Origin of the sequence: Colwellia sp. BRX8-7 (assembly GCF_014077275.1) — a bacterium.
Classification (GTDB): Bacteria; Pseudomonadota; Gammaproteobacteria; order Enterobacterales; family Alteromonadaceae; genus Colwellia_A.
The window spans coordinates 108,250-129,167 of record NZ_JACGVP010000003.1 but is presented as its reverse complement, the minus strand read 5'-3'; the positions used below and the strand labels follow the sequence as shown (position 1 = coordinate 129,167).

Here is a 20,918-nt window from a genome sequence, read left to right as displayed (position 1 = left end):
ATTTATCTAAGAATACGTTATAAAACAATTAATATTAGTGAATAAGCTGAAAATTGATTATTCTTATATAATCATTCAATTATATAAAGAATTATGAAAAATTTATTGATCTTAATCGTCGCAGCGGCATTATTTTTACACTTTTATCCTCAACCAGAAGTAGACGAGTGGTTTTCAGAACAGAAAAACGTTATTTCTAATGCCTTTTCAGAAGCTACAGATACTAAAGTAAGGTTGAAGGCCGATAAAATTTATACTGACTTAAAGAGTCAGCTTGTCAATTTTAGTCTTGAAGAACAACAATTTTTAAAAGAAATAACCAGCGATAGAAAGTCGGTAAAAGCTTTTTTTACTGATTTTTGTAATGCCAAACAACAATCCCCACATTTGCACCGAGACAACCAAGCGAAAGTTTGTAAAACAATTGCTCAGTATAGTTCGTTGTTATAGGTAAATTAAAAAATTAATAACCTATAAAAGATATCAAGCTGTTATCGAGCAGTTCTAAGACTTAGATGCGCGATAACAGTTTAATGCTAAGCAGAAAGACTGGCCAATAGCTTAGAGAATGCTTGTTCAGACTCTTGCTCTAGGTGATGAACACCCCCGTTAATCACCCAGTGGCCATTAACCATAACGTCGTTAATCATATTATGCTGACTTGCAAAAATCATACTGTCTAATAAGTGTTGGTCGTGGTGGGCAAACAAAGCCACTTTTTTGGCATTAAGTACCAGTAAATCGGCTTGTTTACCTATCGCTAACTCACCGGTATTGCTATTTGTACTTTGAGCGCCGCCTAAGGCTGCTTGTTGCCACAAATTACGACCCACTGAAGGTTGATTTTCTGTTGCTAAAATAGCACGTTGTTGCTTAATTAAGCGTTGTGCGTATTCTAACCAGCGTAACTCTTCGATAGGATTCACTGAAATATGACTGTCAGAGCCAATCGCTAAGGTGCCATTTTCTGCTAAAAATTCACTGGTGGGGAAAATACCGTCACCTAGATTTGCTTCAGTGGTTGGGCAAATTCCTGCAATCGCTTTACTGGCAATAATTCCTCGGCGTTCTTGTTCATTGATATGTGTTGCATGAATTAAACACCATTGCGGATCTAATGCGACATTATTTAATAACCATTCCACCGGACGTTGACCATAATGCGCTAAACAATCATTGACTTCTTTTTGCTGCTCAGCGATATGAATATGCACTGGCGCTTTATTATCTAAACTACGAACATGTTTTACCGCTTGCTCTAACGACGTTTTATCAACCGCTCTTAATGAGTGAGGCGCAATGCCAACATTGGTATTTTGATAATGAGCACTTAAGGTAAAGCAGTCACTGACCAGTTGATTGAATTGTTCTACTGAATTAATAAAGCGCTTTTGGCCGTCATTTGCCGGTAAAGGACCAAAGCCGCTGAAACGATAAAGTACCGGTAATAATGTTAAACCAATTCCCGATTGCTGACTGGCCTTAAAAATGGCTTTTGCCATGGCAGCAAGTTCATCATGGTTTTCACCATTAATTTCATGATGTAAATAATGAAATTCTGCAACACGGGTATAACCCATTTTAAGCATTTCAATATAAAGCTGTCGGGCAATTATTTCGGCATCGTTTACCGTCAGTTGATCGATAAACTTGTACATGATGCTTCGCCATGTCCAAAAACTGTCTTGCCCTTCACTACCTTGTTCACTGAAACCCGCAAAGGCACGTTGAAAAGCATGGGAGTGGCAATTAACCATACCAGGAATAACAACCTCTACTTGCTCAGCGCCGTCAATATGGCCTGATGTTATTGCGGTGATCACTCCATTTTCTATGGTTAATGTTTGCTGCGTGTGCCAACCGCTGCTTAATAAAATACGTTCTGCAAATAACTTCATCGAAAATACCTTTGCTAATTTTTGTTGTAAAACCCAATCTACATTTACTGCGTTTACCTATTCACCACTGACTAATGATTAAGGCTTAATAAAATAGTTATCGCGACTCATTCATACGAGCACACCTACACTAGGCTTTTTGTTGTGAAAACTTAATCAAGGTTTCTACTAACTGTTTAAGCTTAGGAATAACCTCACTTGCCAACGCTTCATTGTATTCTGGACTGGGCTCACTCATGTAAGTACGTTGTGAAAGCTCTAACTGTACCGCATGAATATTTTTTTGCGGTTGACCATACTCTCGGGTAATAAAGCCGCCTTTAAACCGCCCGTTAGTGATTATGCTATAAGGTGAGTAATCAAGTTTTTGTAGTGCAGTGATTAATTCAGGCGCGCAGCTTTTACCATCAGCTGTACCAAAATTAAAATCGGGTAATTGGCCTTCAAAAAATCTCGGCACGGTCGACAAAATAGAATGGGCCTCTAATAAAACGGCTTTACCAAATTCATTCTGTATGTCAGCTAGAGTGCTTTTTAATGCTTGATGATAAGGCTGCCAATACGTGGTTACTCGATGTAATATTTCATCTTTGTCTGGTGCTTGTCCTTCAAGGTAAAGTGGCGCAAGGTCAAATGAAGTCGTCGGACACAATTCAGTACTGTTGGCACCAGGGTATAAATCAACACCTGCTGGATCTCGATTTAGGTCAATGACATAGCGGCTATATTTGGGCATGATAATATACGCACCAAGCGCTTGAGCAAAGGCGTAAAGCTTGTCTTTATGCCAATCAGTATCAGCCACTTTCCTGCCTTGTTCAGTCATTTTATTGGCAATGTATTCAGGTAAAGCCTCACCGTTATGCGGCATGCTGATAAGCAATGGAATTCGACCTTTTATTAACGTGTAAGTGTTAGACATCTTCAACCTTTTAATTGTATATACAACTTTAGGGGTAATTTATCATGCTGTTACTGTAGCAAGCAAATTTATTGCGTTGTGATGCTGATCTTTTTAGTTGCTTTACTTGTTGGCCGCTAAGGTTTATTTAATAAGCCCCCGGGCAGCAGTAGATCGTATTACCTAAAAAACATCTGATTTTCATTATATTAAATCAATCACTTATTTATTAAAATTTGCTGGTTTGCTACTTATAGCATAGAGTGTATTTATTAATACTTCACTTCTGCCTTCATAGATAAACTTAAATAAAAATCTAAGTTTTAAACCATGGATGATGACATTATAAGCGATATAAAGAGTATGTTATGGCCCTTGTCTACTTGGCTTAAGCGCACATTATTGTGCAGTATTTTGTTAGTCACTTTTAGTGTCTATGCAGAGCAACTATCCCACAATAAAGCGCCCCTTCGAATAGCTTTACCTGATAGGCCGTCAATCAATGCAGCTTCTGGAGAGAAGTTTCAACTGCTGGTTAACTTTCTTAAAGAATATTGGCAAATTTGGGCAATAGATAATCAACGTGAAGTATCGTTTAGCTACATGCCAACAGAAAAGGCTTATCAATCGCTTGCTAATAAGAGTATTGATGTGGTCGCCGTTACTCACTACCAGCAAGATCAAACAAACTTATTTTTTAGTATTCCCTATGCTAAATTCAAACAAAAAGTGTTTCGTCGCATTCAAAGTAATAAAAGTAATGGTCTGCAAATAGGTATCTACTCTGACGATCAGTCAACTTTAAATTTTCTTAGTCGCCATATTGAACGTTATTATTATCAAGATATTGATAAACTGCTTGGCGATTATCAAAAGTATGATGCCTTATATGCAACAAAACCCTGGTTACTTAATGAAAAGTTAAACGAATATAAGCTCAGTGGTGATTTTCATATTACTGAAGATGAAGCACCAGAAGTTTACTTTCGCTTTGCCGTGAATAAAAACAATAGAAGCTTGATGCATAAAATTAACGATGGCATTCGCTCAGTGAGTCGACAACAAGCCGAGTTATGGAATAACAAATACATTACCTTAAATGAAGGAAATATCTCGTTAACTTTTGGCGCCTATTTTACAAATTTATCTGTTGTTGAAAAAGATTTTATTATTGACCATAATCAACTTTCCTTTCCGGTGGTGTCTGGAGGTTTTCCGCCCTACATTATTACTAAAAACTTTAATCACATTACCGAGCGCGGCTTCACCATTGATTTATTTACGCTTTCAACTGAGCGAACCGGTATTATCTATAAACCTGTTTATGTAAAAAATATTGAGCAAATTTTTTCGTCTTTAGCACAGCAAAAAATTAATGTACTGCCGTTGGTTGAGCGCAATAAAGACCGAGAGAAAAAGCTTATTTTTTCTGAGCCTTATTTGCAAGCCAGTTATAGTATTGTTTATCGCTATAATGACACGATAATAGATGGTTTAAGTGGCATAGGTGACAAAAAAGTTGCTGTGGTTAATAATTTTAATGCCACCCAATTATTAATAGAAAAACTTCCTTTTGCACACCTTAATTACTTTGACTCGATGAATGCGGCCATTACTTCAGTATCTTTGGGTGAATCTGATGTCTTTATTGGTGGCTCTCTGATTTCTTCTTATTTGGTTAAAGAAAATCAACTCTCAAATCTCACTAGCCAACCATTAATAAACTTTAATGATAATGCTCAGTTTTTTTTCGCGAGTAACCCCGGTAACGATATTATTATTAGCTTACTTAATCGCACCATTAAAAGTCTTTCTGCCACAGATTACGAAAGACTTTATGCAAAATGGAGTCAAACGGCTTTCCATGAAAATAATGCCGATAAACAAATTGCTAATGCTTATCGAAATGTCAGTTATTTGTTTGTCGCTATTATGCTTTTTGGGCTGATTATTTTTTGGATTTATTATCGACAGCTTAGGGTCAGAAAGCTTGCCCAACTAAAAATTGAACATGCATTATCTATTGCTGAGTCTGCAAAAATAGAAGCTGAAAAATCAGCTCAAGCGAAAATAACTTTTCTTGCGCGGATGAGTCATGAAATTAGAACGCCGATGAACGGTGTATTAGGTATGGCAGAAGCCCTTGCTTTCACACCTTTAAATAAAGAGCAGAATGATTTACTTGAAACATTACAAGGCTCGGCAACCAACTTACTCGCTTTGCTCAATGATGTGCTCGACTTTTCAAAGATGGACGCCGGCAAACTGACTTTAGAGTCGGTGCCAGTGAATTTTAATTTACTTTGTAAAAATATTATTAGTGGCTTCAATCACATTGAACACCACAAACCATTAGAAATTAATTTACACATAGACAATAAAATAAGCCACTGCTATTTAACCGACCCGACACGCTTTACACAAGTGCTTAATAATTTGCTTAGTAACGCGATTAAGTTCACCGATAAAGGGCAAATCGATTTAATTGTTACGGTTGCTAGCAGTGAGGTTATCAATAAAAACACCTACGACACACTTTATTTTGAAGTAAAAGACACCGGCATGGGCATAGCGGCGGAAAAACAAACGTTCTTATTTACTCCCTTCATTCAAGCCGATGACGACATTACGCGAAAATATGGTGGTACGGGTTTAGGGTTAAGTATTTGCCAAGAAATAATATCAGCGATGGGTAGCGAAATTAAGATTGATTCAACGCTAAACCAAGGGAGTTCTTTCCATTTTAGCTTAAAGCTAAAACAGTCAACTTTAGAAAGTTCCACCGATAACCGTCGCAGTAATACGCGTTTAATTAATGCCGCTGACGATAACCGTTTTCAAGACCTACGTATTCTTATTGCCGAAGATAACCTAGTAAACGTTAAAGTGCTCTGTGCGCAACTTGCGCGTCTAAATATTAAAGCCGATATTGCTTACGACGGCCAAGAAGCTTTAGATTTACATGAAAAACAGGCTTATGACATTATTATATCTGATTGTCATATGCCAAATGTTGATGGTTTTGAACTCGCTCAAACGTTAACAGCAAACGAGCAAAGCCGACCGCTTTGGTTAATTGCTGTAACCGCCGATGCTTTGAGTGGCGCGGCAGAAAGGTGTATTGCTGCAGGTTTCAATGACTATATGGCTAAACCTTGCCCACAGGAAGAAATAACCAACAAGCTCAACAATGCTTATCGACAGTTATTAAAGAAACAACAGAAAAACGACTTAACTAAACAAAATTTCAGCCTTTTTGATTTAGACATGCTGCTGAAAAATAATGAGCACGACATCGAACTGAGTAAAAATGTTGGTCGACTTTTTATCGCTTCATGGCAAAAAGAAAAAAAGCAGTGGCTAAGCGCCACCGAGAATTTTGATCATAAATATATACAAGCACTTGCTCACAAGCTAAAAGGCAGTACACGGTATTTTTCCCACCCTGAAATAGCTAAAACGCTCAATGAGGTTAGCCAGCAAGCCAGGGCTGAAAATAGTAAAGATATAAAAGCATCTGCTAGCCACCTTTATTTACAACTAGATATAATGACCGAAGAAATTAAACGTTGGCTATTGTCATAAGTCATGTGATTCTTTCATCATCAATCTAGATTAATTTTTTTATTATCAATCGCTTTAATCAATCATTGTGAATTGTTTTTATCACTTTATTAAATCAAATTATTCACCCATACTAGTGTCACTTAATCGATTCAAATCAATCAAAGCGAGTGACTATGTTTACCAATAAAGAAACACAGCAAGTTCCAAACACTACTTTTCCTATTATTACTGCCGATGGTTGGGCAAGTCGAAACAGTGATGATATTTTTGCTAATAAAACCGTCATTGTATTTTCATTACCAGGCGCATTTACACCGACTTGTTCATCTTCACATTTACCAAGATACAATGAACTAGCGAAAAAATTTAACGCTAATGGTGTTGATGAAATTGTTTGTATTTCTGTTAACGATACCTTTGTAATGAATGCTTGGGCACAAGACAAAGACGCAGCCAACATTAGTTTCATTCCTGATGGCAATGGTGACTTTACTCAAGCGATGGGTTTATTAGTTGATAAAAAAGAAATTGGTTTTGGTAAGCGTAGCTGGCGCTATTCAATGCTAGTAAAAAATGGCGTTATAGAAAAAATGTTCATTGAACCTGATTTACCTGGCGACCCATTTGAAGTATCTGACGCCGATACCATGCTCAATTACATTAATCCTGAAGCTGTACAATCTCAAGAAATTACAATTTTTAGTAAGCCCGATTGTCCATTTTGTAAAAAGGCTAAAGCATTATTAACAAGCCAAGGTTTAAAGTTTGAAGAATTGATCGTTGGTAGCGACGTAAATACTTCAATGTTCCGTGCTATTACTAACTCAGATACCGTACCACAAGTATTTATTGATGGTAAAAACATTGGTGGTAGTGAAGATTTAGCCGCTTACTTTGGTTAAACTTTATTATTAGCCAGCATTCAACACTTATTGTTGGCGATACAATAAAAAAAGCTAGATAACTCACGTTATCTAGCTTTTTTTTACACTTGCTCGTTAGACTTTAAACTTACCCACTATATCATTTAAGCCGGTGAATTCTTGTTGTAAACTGTCACAAGCTTGCTGCGTTTGCTGTAAATTTTGTACGCCTTGCTGATTTAAATCCATCAAATTTAATATATCTTCATCAATTGATCTGATCACATTAACTTGTTGTTGAGTAGCTTCAGTTACTGCATGATTTTCATTATCAACCTGTTGTAACATATGAATAATTAATTGCATTTTTTCGTCGGCTACTTTGGCTTTTTGCACACTACTGGTACTATTTTTTTGACTTTCATCCATAGAAATAACCACCGCGTCGGTGCCTGTTTCTAAGTTATCAATCATGGTTTCGATTTCAAGTGCCGCTTCTTGAGTGCGTTGTGCTAACTGTCTAACTTCATCAGCTACCACAGCAAAACCTCGACCCTGCTCCCCTGCTCGTGCCGCTTCAATAGCGGCATTTAACGCGAGTAAATTAGTTTGTGAACTAACCCCTTTAATAACATCTAAAATGCTGACTATATTTTTAGTTTCACTGCTTAATTTTTCGATTTCGCCGCTTGACTGTGTCATTATTTTCGACAAATGTTCAATTGACTGAATATTTTCATTGAGTGCCACCAGCCCTTCATTTGACTGCGCTTGCATGCCTGATGTTAAGTTAGAAGCCGTTAGTGCGTTAGTCGAAATTTCTTGTGAAGAGTTATTTAACTCTGTTACCGCTGTCGATACACTTTCACCACGATTAAGCTGTTGATCGGCCATATCAATACCGACTTGTGAACTTTGTCGAACTTGGCCAATCTGCTGTTGTAAATTTGCCGCTGACTCTTTAACTCGTCGCATCGAATGATGCATAGTTTCTATAAAATCATTAAAGTTTTCTGATAGTTCACCAAACTCATCGTGGCTCTCAACCGATAAACGTTGGGTTAAATCACCGTCGCCACGAGAAATACCTTTTATGGCAAGGTTTAAGGTATGAATAGGTTTCATTAAATAGCTAAACAATAAATGCATAAGAATAATCGTTGCAAGTAAGCTAGCTATAACCACAATAATGGCAATGTTTCTCGAGTTCACCATGGGTTGGTAAGCTTTTTCGCTGTCAAGTACGACACCTACATACCAATTAACCGAGTCAATGCCTTTAATGGGGATAAATGAAACTATGGTGTTATTATTAATCTCATTTAAGTCACTCGAAAATGGCGGTGTTTGACCTAATAATTCACTCACATCTTTATCGACATATTTCACATCAGGATGACTGAGAATCTTCCCTTTTGAAGTCATTAAATAGGCATAGCCTAAATCAAGAAAATCAATTTCATTCAGAATCGATGAAATCTCATCTAGAAAAATATCACCTCCTGCTGCACCAACAAATTGTCCATTTTTCAAAATAGGCGCTACAGCAGTCAATACTTTTTGATCCGTCGTGGCATCTATATAAGTTTCAGTAAAAGAAGACTTACGTCCTTCTTTTGCAAGCAAATACCAAGGGCGCTGACGAATATCAAAACCTTCTGGGAGTTGTATCGTTAAATCATCAAGAATAAATTCGCCGGTACTGGCTAGTCCAACAAAGGTATTTTTCATCTTCCCGGCTTTTACTGCTTGCTGAACCGCATGAAAAATTTCTTCATGACTATTAATGTCAGTAATATTAAGCGCCACTGCATCGATTATTTGTAGACGATTCGTTAACCAGTTAGCAATATTTCCAGAAACCGAACGGCCTATTTCATCGATGGCATTGTTAAGATTTTTTTGGGTGTGATCTTTTAAGAATATATAATTAATTGATGTAGATACCGACAAGGCTATTAGTAATAATACCGTAGTCACCATAATAATTTTATGGGAAAATTTTAATTTAATCACTGATGATCTCTCTTACTTTATTAGCTAACTTCATGGCATTACCATAGCACTGGAAATATCTAGATCCAACTTCCCCTTGCATTTAATCTTTTGAAAGCAACTTCAAAATTAATCTGATAAAATAACGCTATATTTTTATTGATAGTATCGCTAATTACTCTTATGGACAATCAACCTTTCAACCCATTACACGGCATTACCTTAAAAGCACTTGTTACCGAACTTGTTGAATATTTTGGTTACCCTGCGCTTAGTCAACAAATAAAAATTAAATGCTTCACTGAAGATCCTAGTATCAATTCAACCTTAAAATTTTTACGTAAAACGCCTTGGGCACGTGAAAAAGTTGAGGCACTATTTATCAAAAATTATCATAAAGTGCATCAAGAAAATGATGAAAAAAATAGCGGTCAATAATCTCACAAGCTGCTCATATTGATAAAAATTTTAGCTTATAGCGCAATAAACTAATTGCTTGATTAAAAACCTGTCACACTGACTCCATATTCATTATTTTTTGGAGTCAGGTATGAAACCCATTAATCACTATATTTTAACTTGGCAATGCCCTGATACTTCAGGAGTATTAGCAAAAGTTTCTCAGAGCCTTTATCAACACGGCGCTTTTATTACTGAAACCTCACAGTACAGCGACCCGTATACCTCGATTTTTTTCTCGCGTATCGCATTTGATGACAGAAATTTAACCGTTTCGATTGCACAATTCCGTCAAGCCATAGCCGAATTAGCCCAACCGCTTGCGATGAACTTTCAATTAAGAGAACGTGATGATTTTCCAAATGTCGTTATAGCGGTATCTAAAGATGATCATTGCTTGGTGTCGTTATTAACCAAAGTTAAAGCCGGTGTTTTACCTATTAACGTTGCTGCTGTGGTTTCAAACCATCAGGACTGCCAAGCTTTAGTTGATTGGCATAAAATTCCTTTTCATCACTTACCTATTTCTTCTTCGACAAAAGCGCAACAAGAAAGTGAACTACAAGCCTTATTAATAAATTACAAAACAGACTTATTAGTGCTTGCGCGTTATATGCAAATTTTGTCTGATGATTTTTGTCAACAATGGCAAGGTCGAGCTATTAATATTCATCATTCTTTTTTACCCAGCTTTAAAGGCGCAAAACCTTACCATCAAGCCCACCAACGTGGTGTGAAAGTGATTGGCGCAACCGCCCACTATATCACTAGTGACTTAGATGAAGGACCTATTATTGTGCAAGAAGTAAAAGCCATTAACCATAGCCTGACGATAGAGCAGATGGTTCATAGTGGTCACGACATTGAAGCAACAGCATTGTCTCATGCGGTTAGAATGCATGCCGAGCAGCGTGTCTGTTTGAATCAGAGCAAAACAGTTATTTTACTTTAGCGGTTAATTTATAAGGTAAACGTAACGAGTAAAGCACCCAATACGCTGGGTGCTTTACTGTTTTCATTCACTATTTCTGCTACATTAAGCCATAACCTTTTGTCTTAATTAGTTGTCTTTTCCGATGATCCACTACCAAATAACGCCTCAAAATCTAAACAGTCATTTATTTTTGGTTACGCTTTCTTTTGCCACACAAGTGGATAAGACTTACCATTTATCGCTACCCGCTTGGTTACCGGGTAGCTATATGATCCGTGACTTCGCAAAAAATATTACGGAAATTAGCGCTTATAACAGCGATCAAAAAGCAGCTCAAAATACTGAGACAATTGCGCTGAATAAAACCGATAAACAAACTTGGCAATTTACCGCAACAAGTGTCACTACCTCAATATGTTATCAAGTATTCGCTTTTGATTTATCGGTACGCACCGCTTACTTAGACAGTGAACGTGGCTTTTTTAATGGCAGTTCAACTTTTTTACAAGTGCAAGAATTGCCAGATGAACGCTGTCAGTTAACTATTGCATTACCACAAGAATTAACGACTAAATCGTCGCCACAGTTAAATAGTTGGCGAGTTGCCACGGGTTTAACACGCGCTACAGGCACTGATAAATATCAATTAGGTGATTACATTGCTAAAGACTACCAAGAACTTATCGATTGTCCTGTTGCCATTGGTCACTTCGATGCTTTTGAATTTGTTGTCGAAGGTGTTACCCATCACTTAGTCTTTACTAGCCAACATTTTGGTGATCGGGAGCGCCTAAAAAGAGATATAGCTAAGCTTTGCCAGCATCATATTAACTTATTTGGTGAGGTCCCTTTTAAAGAGTACTGGTTTATTACCCATTTGTTAGGCAGCGGTTTTGGTGGGCTTGAACATAAAAACTCGACAATTTTACAAGCCAGTCGCTTTGATTTACCCAACCCTAATAGACCTGATGAAACGTCTGAAAATTATCAAACTTTTCTCAGCTTATGTTCACATGAATACTTTCACGCTTGGAATGTATGCCGCATTAAACCGAAAGAATTTATTCCCTACAATTTACAGCACGAAGTTCACACGAGACAATTGTGGGCCTATGAAGGCATCACGTCTTATTATGATGATTTTTCATTGTTTCGCAGTGGATTGATCAGTTTTGAAGACTATTTACTGCAATTATCTAAGACAGCTACCCGAGTATACCGGGGTAAAGGGGAATTAAAACAAAGTGTCAGCGACTCCAGCTTTGATACTTGGACCAAGTTTTATCAACAAGGACCAGATGGCGTAAATAATATTGTTAGTTATTATACTAAGGGCGCTTTAATTGCACTCTGGCTAGATTTAACTATTAGAGAAAAGTCAGCAGGTGTCTACAGCTTAGACACATTAATGCGTGAATTATGGATACATTTTGGTAGAACAAATATTGGTACCTGTGAGGAAGACTTTATAAACATTGCCAATATTCTCTGTAATGACGATATTACAGTAGCTTTTCAAGCCTTACTTAGCAATGCTCAACGTATTGAATTAGCCCCGTTACTTAAGCAAGTAGGTATTGCCTTTACTGCTCAAAAGTTCAAGAAGTTTAATAGTTTAGAGACTACTGACAATAACGCTTATTCTCCTTATATCGGTGCACAATATAGCGCGCTACCTTCAGGCGTAAAGATTACTCAGGTTATTGAAAACTCTCCTGCAGCTGAAGCCGGCTTGGCAGTTAACGATATTTTACTTGCCGTAAATAATATAAAAGTGACTGAAAAATCGTTGCAGCAACTGGCTGATCATTTACCAGAAAATACTGAGCTAACCTGCCACTATTTTCGTGATGATCAGTTAATGACCGGTCACATTGTTTTTCTTGATTCACCTCTGGCGGCCATCGCTATTACAGAAGTAGACAGCACGCTTAGCAAAAAATGGCGCTGTAAAAATTAACTGTAAATTTTTTGCCACAAAAAAGTAAAACGCTAGTGTAATTAAAAACCCACAAACTAGTAACAAAAGTTACTTTGTGCAAAAATAACCTTATTGCTTTCAAAACTAGAATATTAAGGGTTTAAAATGATCAAAATGAAACGAATTCACCACGTCGCTTATCGTTGTACTGATGCAAAAGTTACTGTTGATTGGTACAAAGAACATTTGAACATGGAGCTAACGGTAGCCATTGCTGAAAATGAGGTACCGTCGACTAAGGCACCAGACCCTTATATGCACATATTTTTAGACGCGGGCATGGGTAATGTTTTAGCCTTTTTTGAAATTCCTAATTCTCCAACCATGGGCCGAGATGAAAACACACCAACATGGGTACAGCACATCGCATTAGAAGTTGAAGATGTTGATGCACTTGTCGCCGCAAAAGAAGAGTTACAAAGTAAAGGTGTTGATGTATTAGGCCCAGTTCATCATGGTGTATTTAAATCAATTTATTTCTTTGACCCGAGTGGTCATCGCTTAGAATTGGCAGCGAATACCGGTACAGTTGAACAAATGAAAGAATTAAAAAGGGTTGCTCCTTTAATGATTGAAGAGTGGGCTGTTACTAAAGTTGCACCAAAACACGCGGCCTGGTTACACGAATAAAACTATTTTGCCCCTCGTTAATGGTCAAACAATATCCAATAAATAAAACTAAGCTATTATTTCTATTTAGCTTAGTTTATTGCGCACATGGTATAACCTAAAATTCACAAAAAATTTCTCTCATTAACTGAACGAAATAGGACATTAGTACATAAAACGAAGGATTTCGTATATAAAGCGAGCGCAACAATGTACTCCATCTGTGATTTTTTATGTAAGACATTAACCATAGAGAAAACATATTCTTACCATCCATTAACTTTTAAATAAATCAATAGACTTTAAAAACAACAAGTTAACCTTTTACACTCAATGAATTGTAAATAAATGTATATTTATAACTTGCGACATTTATAAACTAAGGTAAAGTATTGTCCAGCTACTTTGTAGCCAAATAACAAAATGGATTGAATTGCACGGAAAGCCTTAACCTTCTCTTATGAGAGGTTACTTTTAAAGAATACGGATGATTAAGTTAATATCAGGATGATTGTTAATATTTAGGTCAATTGACCGATAAGGACAACCCAATAAAGTGTCAGGATGACCGATAAAAAATGAACCGAGTATTTAACGCAACATAAAAAATAATAATACGTTAAAGCTTATAAACGGAATTGCTAATAGGTTAGGATAACCACTTAAAGTTTGATGAAAACGATGACTTGTTCATCGTTTTTTTATGTCTGAAAATTAATCATGAAAAACACTATCGCTGTTTCCTACAATATAACGTAAAATAGAACCATTGAATTTAAAAACGAAATTATTTTATGTCTCGTACCAAAAAATCTAGAAAACAAGGCAATGGTCCTATCGGCGCAGTAAAAGATGATAAGAAAAAAGCTCTAGTTCCTGTTGATAGAAAACCAAAGAAGAAAACAGGAAAGCAAGCCGGCAACCGACAAAAAGAAGCATTTGATGCAGGTAAAGAATCTCACTTACCTACAGAAAAGAAAGATCCGCGCATTGGTAGTAAAAAACCGATAGACCTTGGCGGACCGGTAAAAGCAGCAGTGCAACCTTTTAAAGCCAAAAACAAAGTAAAAGCAGATAACTCTCCAATTGCTGCTATTCGTGTTGTTGAAGCTGATACCTCATTGCAGCAAGAGCTCTTCGCTATTGAAGAAGATAGCCGCTTGCAAAGTATCCTTGCCCAGCAAGATGAAGATATTTCGCTAAGTAACGAAGATGTTGATTATTTCAATGAAAAAATGGAACGTCATCAACAACTACGTGAGATACTCGGCATAGAAGATGAAGATGACGACGACGAATCACCTGAAACAGCTAGCAAAGCAAAATCTGGTGATGATCTTTGGGATAAATTTGACAACAGCGACCTGTCAAAATTCGAATAAGGCTTTATCATGTTTTCAACTCCTTGGATTTATATAGTAGTTGGCGGAGTAATTATTATTGCTGCGCTTGCTTTTTATGCGGTGAAATTATTAAGCCAGCTAAAAGCACAAACAGCTAAAATAAAACAGGCAGAGCAAGACAAAAAAATTGCCTTAGCAAAGCACGATAGTAAGATCCTTAGTAGTGTTGTGATTATTGCCCACGCAATGAAAGAAGAGCAATGTGATATCGCTGAGGGTTGTTGGCGATTGAGTGTATTGCTCGATTCTTTAAAGTTGAGCAGTGGTTTGTCAGCAGAGTTTCCTGCAGTATTTGAACTTTATGATAAAATTAAACATATGCCTATTCTTGATGCAAGAAAGAAACTTGCCAAAAATGAGCGTATGAAACTTGATTTTGAACGTATGAAAGCAGAGAGCGATTTATCCGCACAGATAAAAATTGACGTTACCTCTTTGCATCAATATGCTCAAGAACGTATGAGTGCACTAGCAAGTTAATTTTTTACTAAGTTAATAACGCTTTGTTGCGTTCGATCAATATTGTTAATGTTTGCATTGTTAAACTGTTGCTTAGCATATACCCGTTACCATTCAATCTATATTTTGATTGATAACGCGTATATAAGTAATGGCTAACTCGGTAACCAACCATGCAAGCAAATCAATTTTTTGACCCTAAATTACTGTCTAAATATAATACCAGTGGACCTAGATATACCTCTTATCCAACGGCATTAGAATTTCATGATGAATTTTCTGAACAAGATTTCATCCAAGCAGTGAAAGATTCACCCAACCGTGAATTGTCCTTGTATGTACATATTCCCTTTTGTCATAGCCTTTGCTACTACTGTGGCTGTAATAAAGTTATTACCCGCCACCGTGACAAGGCCGATACCTACTTAGAGTTTTTAGCGGAAGAAATTAGTTCACGAGCTGAATTTTTTACTGACTACACCGTTAAACAACTCCATTGGGGTGGCGGCACACCCAGCTTTTTAACCCATATCCAAATCACAAAATTAGTCTCTTTATTAAAAGAAAAATTCACTTTTGCTGAACATGTAGAAATGAGTATAGAAATTGATCCGCGTGAAATTGAAATGAACCTTGCCGAACACCTCTTTGATTTAGGTTTTAATCGTCTAAGTATTGGCGTACAAGACATTGACAAAAAAGTACAAGAAACAATTAATCGTGTGCAATCAACCGAATTTATTAGCGACTTTATTGCCCATGCAAAGGCAGTGGGCTTCAAATCAATTAATATCGACTTGATCTATGGTTTGCCTCACCAAACTATAGAAACCTTTACAAAAACGCTTAACAAAGCTCATGAGATGGATGTCGACCGTATTTCATTGTTTAGCTATGCACACATTCCAAACCGATTTGCTGCCCAACGTAAATTACGTGACGAATGGTTACCCAGCGTGCAAGAAAAATTTGCCTTAATGAAACTTGCCATCGAAAAGCTTTGTGGATTTGGCTACGATTTCATTGGTATGGATCACTTTGCTAAACCTAATGACGAACTTTCTATTGCACAAAAAGAGGGTTCCCTACACCGCAATTTTCAAGGTTATACCACTAAGGGTGGTTGTGACTTGTTAGGATTAGGTGTTTCTTCTATTAGTAATATCGGTACTTCTTTCAGTCAAAATATTAAAGAATTGCAAGCCTATTATAAAGCGATAGATACTAGAAAAAATGCACAAGTGAAAGGGGTTAGCTTATCAACAGATGACGTGATCCGTGGCGAAGTTATTCGTGAATTAATGTGTAATTTATATATTGATAAAAAACAGATCAGTAATAAGTACGACATTGATTTTGAAGAATATTTTGCTGAAGATTTACCACTACTGAAAACATTTATCAGTGATGGTTTGGTTGAAAATACTGCTGATTTTATTAAAGTAGATCAGAAGGCACGCTTGTTGATTCGTAATATTTGCATGAGTTTTGATGCTTACATGAAACAGCACGTTAACCAACAGCGCTTCTCGCGGGTAATTTAAGCGGAACTCTCACCTTTATAAATAATAAATAACTATAAAGGTGAGAAATTTAATCAATTTTTCCTAAACTAAACTTGTGGTCAGCACTTGAAAAAATTAATTCAACGCCTTTTTCTGTAACCTCTTCTTGTGCTAAATCGGCCCATTGGTAATAAACATTACGGTGAACTTTTGCCAATAAATTACGACGCACTAATACATATAATTCGCCGTTAGCATTCATCGTTAACGGATGAGTTTCATCAAGCACGAACTCGTCATCTACATTGGTACTAACCGTCATTATTGATTTGTTATCATCTTGCCAAGCCCATTGCGTTAATACAAAAGGGGCGTCTTCAACGATAATCTTAACTTTTTCAGCGGGTGTCACTAAAAAGTACTCGTCGCGATCACCAGCGACTTCTCTTAATAAGACCGAAGCAAAAAGTTTAACTAACGATAACCGTTTAAATATTGTGCCGCCATAAAACCAGTCACCATTACCTTTGACCTGTAGATCAATTTCGCCACAATACGGCGGGTTCCATGATTCTATCGGCGGTAATTTTTTAGTGTTACCTGGTGTTAGCTTATTTAATTGTTCAGAAATTTTGTCTAGTGACATTTATACCGCCAAATTATCCGCTGGATAGTAATTTTAATACCTAAGGTAAAAATACAGTATGAGGAGACATTAGTAAAACAGCATCTAAAATTAAGTTAATAATCAGCAAAAAGTACAGTTAAGCAGAATGTTGCCTATAAAACGCTTAAAAGCAAAAATTTTTCTTGTCAATCTGCTTAAAAATACAATATACTCTCCGCGCCTTATCACTGGGCGCTTCAAGTAATATCAGTGGTGGCTATAGCTCAGTTGGTAGAGCCCCGGATTGTGATTCCGGTTGTCGAGGGTTCAAGTCCCTTTAGCCACCCCATTTCTGTATAATCACACCTATAACATATTAAATAAAACCATCCGTGATTCCATTTTCGCTTACCGTGGATTCAAGTCCCTTTAGCCACCCCATTTCTGTATAATCACACCTATAACATATTAAATAAAACCATCAGTGATTCCATTTTCGCTTACCGTGGGTTCAAATCCCTTTAGCCACCCCATTCTTTATAAGTTTATCTCAAAGAAAACACACATCCATCAGTGATTCCATTTTCGTTTACCGTGGATTCAAGCCCCTTTAGCCACTCCATTCTTTATAAGTTTATCTCAAAGAAAACACACATCCATCAGTGATTCCATTTTCGCTTACCGTGGGTTCAAGTCCCTTTAGCCACCCCATTCTTTATAAGTTTATCTCAAAGAAAACACACATCCATCAGTGATTCCATTTTCGTTTACCGTGGATTCAAGTCCCTTTAGCCACCCTATTCTTTATAAGTTTATCTCAAATAGAACACACATCCATCAGTGATTCCATTTTCGTTTACTGTGGGTTCAAGTCCCTTTAGTTATAGGGTTTTTCTAAATTTATCTTTAAAACCATCTAATAACGCCTATTTAGGTAATTTGTCTAGGTGTTGCTGATTTTTTTGATTAAACTAATAGTAATTAAAGTAAGAAGTACACTGTAATGGAAAAACATCAACAATTATTAATTGCCTTAAGGAAAGTCATCAGGGCAATCGATTTACATTCAAAACACCTTAATAAAACTTCGGGTTTAACCAGTCCACAATTATTAATTATGCTAGAAATAGATAAAGTTTCTGGTATAAATTCAAGCCAAGTAGCCAAAAATGTTAATTTAAGTGCTGCTACCGTGACCAATATTTTGGACAGGCTAGAGAATAAAGGCTTAGTTTCAAGAATACGTAGTACCCAAGATAAACGTAGAGTGAGCTTATATTTAACCGAGGATGGTAAAGCACTTTTACTCAATGCCCCCCAAGCATTGCAAGAGCATTTTATTGATAAATTTTCGAATTTAGCGCAATGGGAGCAATCACAGTTGCTTTCATCTATGGAACGATTGGCTGGAATGATGGATGCAAATGAAATAGATGCGGCTCCGTTATTAGAGCTTGATGCGATGAGCGCCAGCAGCAGTAGTAAAGCTGACGCATCTAATAAGTAAATACAGCTCAGTTTAACCCGAGCTGTTGTCTATTAGCGTAACAAATGTAAGAAATGCAAATGCTTGTGGTATTGATCAATAATATTATTGATCACTGCCGTTTTCGACCAGCCCATAATGTCATAGTCTTGACCACCTTCGCCCAAGTGAACTTCAGCACGATAATAACTTTGCTCATCTTCCGCTTCATTGGCTTCAATAACATAGTCAGGTTGAGAGTACTTACGAGCTAACACCCGATAAACAAACTCTTGTGCTTCACCATGGTCAACAATTAACGTCAGCCCATCGTCATGTGAGATTTCAACAGTGATTTGATTAGCTTGTAGCTCTTTAGCGACAGAATCAAATGCTGGAACGACTGTCTGCGTAACAAACTTACTGACATTAGCTTTGTTGGGGAAATCGACAACATTCTTTAAGCGCATTTGCCAACTATCACTATTCTCATTACCTGAGTGAGGTATTGCTGTGATTAGCTGACTATCCTGCTTAAAAGCTTCAACCCTTAACGATTTAATCAAGCCTGCAATGGCCAGCAATAATACGATAGTAAAAGGTAGAGCACTGGCAATAGTCATGGTTTGGAGGGCATTAAGACCACCAGCCAATAATAATATTGCTGCAACGATACCAATACCTACCGCCCAATAAACACGTTGCCATAGCGGCGTATCATTTTTGCCATGAGAGCAAAGCATATCAACGACCATAGCGCCTGAATCACAGGAGGTGACAAAAAATATCACAATCATTAAGACACTAAAGAATGACAACACCGAAGATAATGGAAAGTTTTCAAGAAAGACAAACAAGGCAACGGATGAGTCTTTACTGACCATCTCTCCTAATTCGACAATGCCTTGATTATAAACCAAATCAATCGCACTATTACCAAAAATAGTCATCCAAAATAATGTGAAGACCGTGGGTATTAGCATAACGCCGATAATGAATTCTCTGATAGTACGGCCACGTGAAATTCTGGCAATAAACAAACCAACAAAAGGTGCCCACGCCAACCACCAGCCCCAATAGAAGATTGTCCAGCCACCTATCCAGTCAGTCTTTTTGTAAGCGAATAAATTAAAGGTGTTATGAATAATATCCGCTAAATAATCACCAATATTTTGTAAATAGGCTTGTAATAAAAAGACTGTTGGGCCGAGCACAAAAATCAAAAATAACAAGATCACCGCTAAAACCATATTGGTCTCAGAGAGTATTTTTATGCCCTTATCTAGCCCTGTGGCAACTGATATAACCGCAAGTGACGTGATACCAAACATAATAATTATTTGATTAGTGACTGAGACTTCAATACCGAACAAATAACCAAAACCCGCATTAACTTGTGAGGCACCTAAGCCCAGCGAAGTAGCAACACCAAAGACCGTACTCACCACAGCAAAAATGTCGACTAAATGTCCTGGCCATTTATATATTCTGTCCCCAATCAAAGGATATAGCGCAGAGCGTAACGTTAATGGTAAATTATGACGATAACTAAAATAGGCTAATACTAAGGCAACAATGGCATAGATAGCCCAGGCATGAAGTCCCCAATGAAAAAATGTCATTTTCATTGCTTCTTGCACGGCTTCAACCGTACCTGTTTCTGCTGTTGGTGGTGACAAATAGTGCATTAAGGGTTCTGCGACACCAAAAAACATTAAGCCAATGCCCATTCCAGCAGCAAAGAGCATCGACAGCCAAGAGACTAAGGTGTAGTCAGGTGTTGAATGATCTGGACCTAAGCGAATATCGCCATAACGAGAAACGCCTAAAAAGATAACAAAAAAGAAGATGAATGCGACAGTCAGTACATAGAACCAACTACCATTTTCAATAATACTCGTTTGAATAAGTGTGAATAAACTTTGCGCCTGTTGAGGTAGTGCAGCGGTATAAACTAACAAGGCAATAATAATAGCGGAGGCACTGCCAAATACCTTCTTGTTTAATTGACTCTTAACGGTTGTAGGCAAATTCTTCCCCTGATTTTAATTAGTATTGATATTATATCGACTTAAGCCATGCTGTAAACAATTCTGTATACAACACAAGAAAATTTAAAGAGGAACAAATGCTCTATTAGAAACACAAATACACCAACTAATATATAAAGATCTGTAAAAATTATCTATAAGTCCTATTTTTTGTTAAGCTATACGCGAATAAATATAGTTAGAACTCTAATAATATCAACTCAAAACATAATTAAACACCA

16 protein-coding genes and 1 tRNA gene are annotated in these 20,918 nt (G+C 37.0%); 12 read left to right on the top strand and 5 right to left on the bottom strand.

Annotated features, from left to right (window positions below):
* Positions 1-93: 93 nt before the first annotated feature.
* Positions 94-450, top strand: coding sequence for a hypothetical protein (locus tag H4J57_RS04130; RefSeq protein WP_182218171.1), 357 nt, complete (start codon positions 94-96; stop codon positions 448-450).
* 86 nt (positions 451-536) lie between these two features.
* Here the strand turns inward: H4J57_RS04130 and H4J57_RS04125 are convergent, their stop codons facing one another.
* Positions 537-1,898: a formimidoylglutamate deiminase gene (locus H4J57_RS04125; protein WP_182242046.1), complete on the bottom strand. Its 1,362-nt coding sequence runs from the start codon at positions 1,896-1,898 to the stop codon at positions 537-539.
* A 130-nt stretch (positions 1,899-2,028) separates the two neighbouring features.
* Positions 2,029-2,820: an N-formylglutamate deformylase gene (gene hutG / locus H4J57_RS04120; RefSeq protein ID WP_182242045.1), complete on the bottom strand. Its 792-nt coding sequence runs from the start codon at positions 2,818-2,820 to the stop codon at positions 2,029-2,031.
* Positions 2,821-3,129: 309 nt separating this feature from the next.
* On the opposite strand from hutG, the gene H4J57_RS04115 reads away from it, so the two are divergent.
* Together H4J57_RS04115 and H4J57_RS04110 are read left to right on the top strand one after the other, a co-directional pair.
* A complete protein-coding gene (locus tag H4J57_RS04115) occupies positions 3,130-6,384 on the top strand; it encodes an ATP-binding protein (RefSeq protein WP_182242044.1) in 3,255 nt (1,084 codons plus the stop codon).
* Between the two features lie 155 nt (positions 6,385-6,539).
* Positions 6,540-7,268, top strand: a complete 729-nt coding sequence (locus H4J57_RS04110) for a glutathione peroxidase (RefSeq protein ID WP_182221456.1) — start codon at positions 6,540-6,542, stop codon at positions 7,266-7,268.
* A gap of 96 nt (positions 7,269-7,364) precedes the next feature.
* Here the strand turns inward: H4J57_RS04110 and H4J57_RS04105 are convergent, their stop codons facing one another.
* Positions 7,365-9,245 (bottom strand): methyl-accepting chemotaxis protein, encoded by a 1,881-nt coding sequence (locus H4J57_RS04105; protein WP_182221455.1) that lies wholly within the window; start codon positions 9,243-9,245, stop codon positions 7,365-7,367.
* A 162-nt stretch (positions 9,246-9,407) separates the two neighbouring features.
* On the opposite strand from H4J57_RS04105, the gene H4J57_RS04100 reads away from it, so the two are divergent.
* From H4J57_RS04100 to hemN, 7 genes are all read left to right on the top strand, one after another.
* The gene (locus tag H4J57_RS04100; RefSeq protein WP_182242043.1) at positions 9,408-9,662 is read left to right on the top strand and encodes a VF530 family DNA-binding protein; all 255 of its coding nucleotides are present in this window, start codon (positions 9,408-9,410) and stop codon (positions 9,660-9,662) included.
* Positions 9,663-9,774: 112 nt separating this feature from the next.
* Positions 9,775-10,635: a formyltetrahydrofolate deformylase gene (purU, locus tag H4J57_RS04095; protein ID WP_182242042.1), complete on the top strand. Its 861-nt coding sequence runs from the start codon at positions 9,775-9,777 to the stop codon at positions 10,633-10,635.
* A 124-nt stretch (positions 10,636-10,759) separates the two neighbouring features.
* Entirely contained in the window at positions 10,760-12,577 is a 1,818-nt protein-coding gene (locus tag H4J57_RS04090) for a M61 family metallopeptidase (protein ID WP_182242041.1), read from the top strand.
* 126 nt (positions 12,578-12,703) lie between these two features.
* A complete protein-coding gene (locus tag H4J57_RS04085) occupies positions 12,704-13,228 on the top strand; it encodes a VOC family protein (protein WP_070375174.1) in 525 nt (174 codons plus the stop codon).
* A 773-nt stretch (positions 13,229-14,001) separates the two neighbouring features.
* The gene (gene yihI, locus H4J57_RS04080; protein ID WP_182242040.1) at positions 14,002-14,589 is read left to right on the top strand and encodes a Der GTPase-activating protein YihI; all 588 of its coding nucleotides are present in this window, start codon (positions 14,002-14,004) and stop codon (positions 14,587-14,589) included.
* Positions 14,590-14,598: 9 nt separating this feature from the next.
* The gene (locus H4J57_RS04075; protein ID WP_182242039.1) at positions 14,599-15,090 is read left to right on the top strand and encodes a DUF2489 domain-containing protein; all 492 of its coding nucleotides are present in this window, start codon (positions 14,599-14,601) and stop codon (positions 15,088-15,090) included.
* A gap of 152 nt (positions 15,091-15,242) precedes the next feature.
* Positions 15,243-16,613, top strand: a complete 1,371-nt coding sequence (gene hemN / locus H4J57_RS04070) for an oxygen-independent coproporphyrinogen III oxidase (RefSeq protein WP_182242038.1) — start codon at positions 15,243-15,245, stop codon at positions 16,611-16,613.
* 49 nt (positions 16,614-16,662) lie between these two features.
* Here hemN and H4J57_RS04065 read toward each other — a convergent pair whose 3' ends face one another.
* Positions 16,663-17,220, bottom strand: a complete 558-nt coding sequence (locus tag H4J57_RS04065; RefSeq protein WP_182180442.1) for a DUF1285 domain-containing protein — start codon at positions 17,218-17,220, stop codon at positions 16,663-16,665.
* A gap of 234 nt (positions 17,221-17,454) precedes the next feature.
* On the opposite strand from H4J57_RS04065, the gene H4J57_RS04060 reads away from it, so the two are divergent.
* Both H4J57_RS04060 and H4J57_RS04055 read left to right on the top strand, forming a co-directional pair.
* Positions 17,455-17,530 (top strand) — tRNA-His (locus tag H4J57_RS04060).
* Positions 17,531-18,184: 654 nt separating this feature from the next.
* Positions 18,185-18,688 (top strand): MarR family winged helix-turn-helix transcriptional regulator, encoded by a 504-nt coding sequence (locus H4J57_RS04055; protein ID WP_070375187.1) that lies wholly within the window; start codon positions 18,185-18,187, stop codon positions 18,686-18,688.
* Positions 18,689-18,720: 32 nt separating this feature from the next.
* On the opposite strand, the gene H4J57_RS04050 is transcribed toward H4J57_RS04055, so the two are convergent.
* Positions 18,721-20,676, bottom strand: coding sequence for a choline BCCT transporter BetT (locus tag H4J57_RS04050; protein ID WP_182242037.1), 1,956 nt, complete (start codon positions 20,674-20,676; stop codon positions 18,721-18,723).
* Positions 20,677-20,918 lie beyond the last annotated feature (242 nt).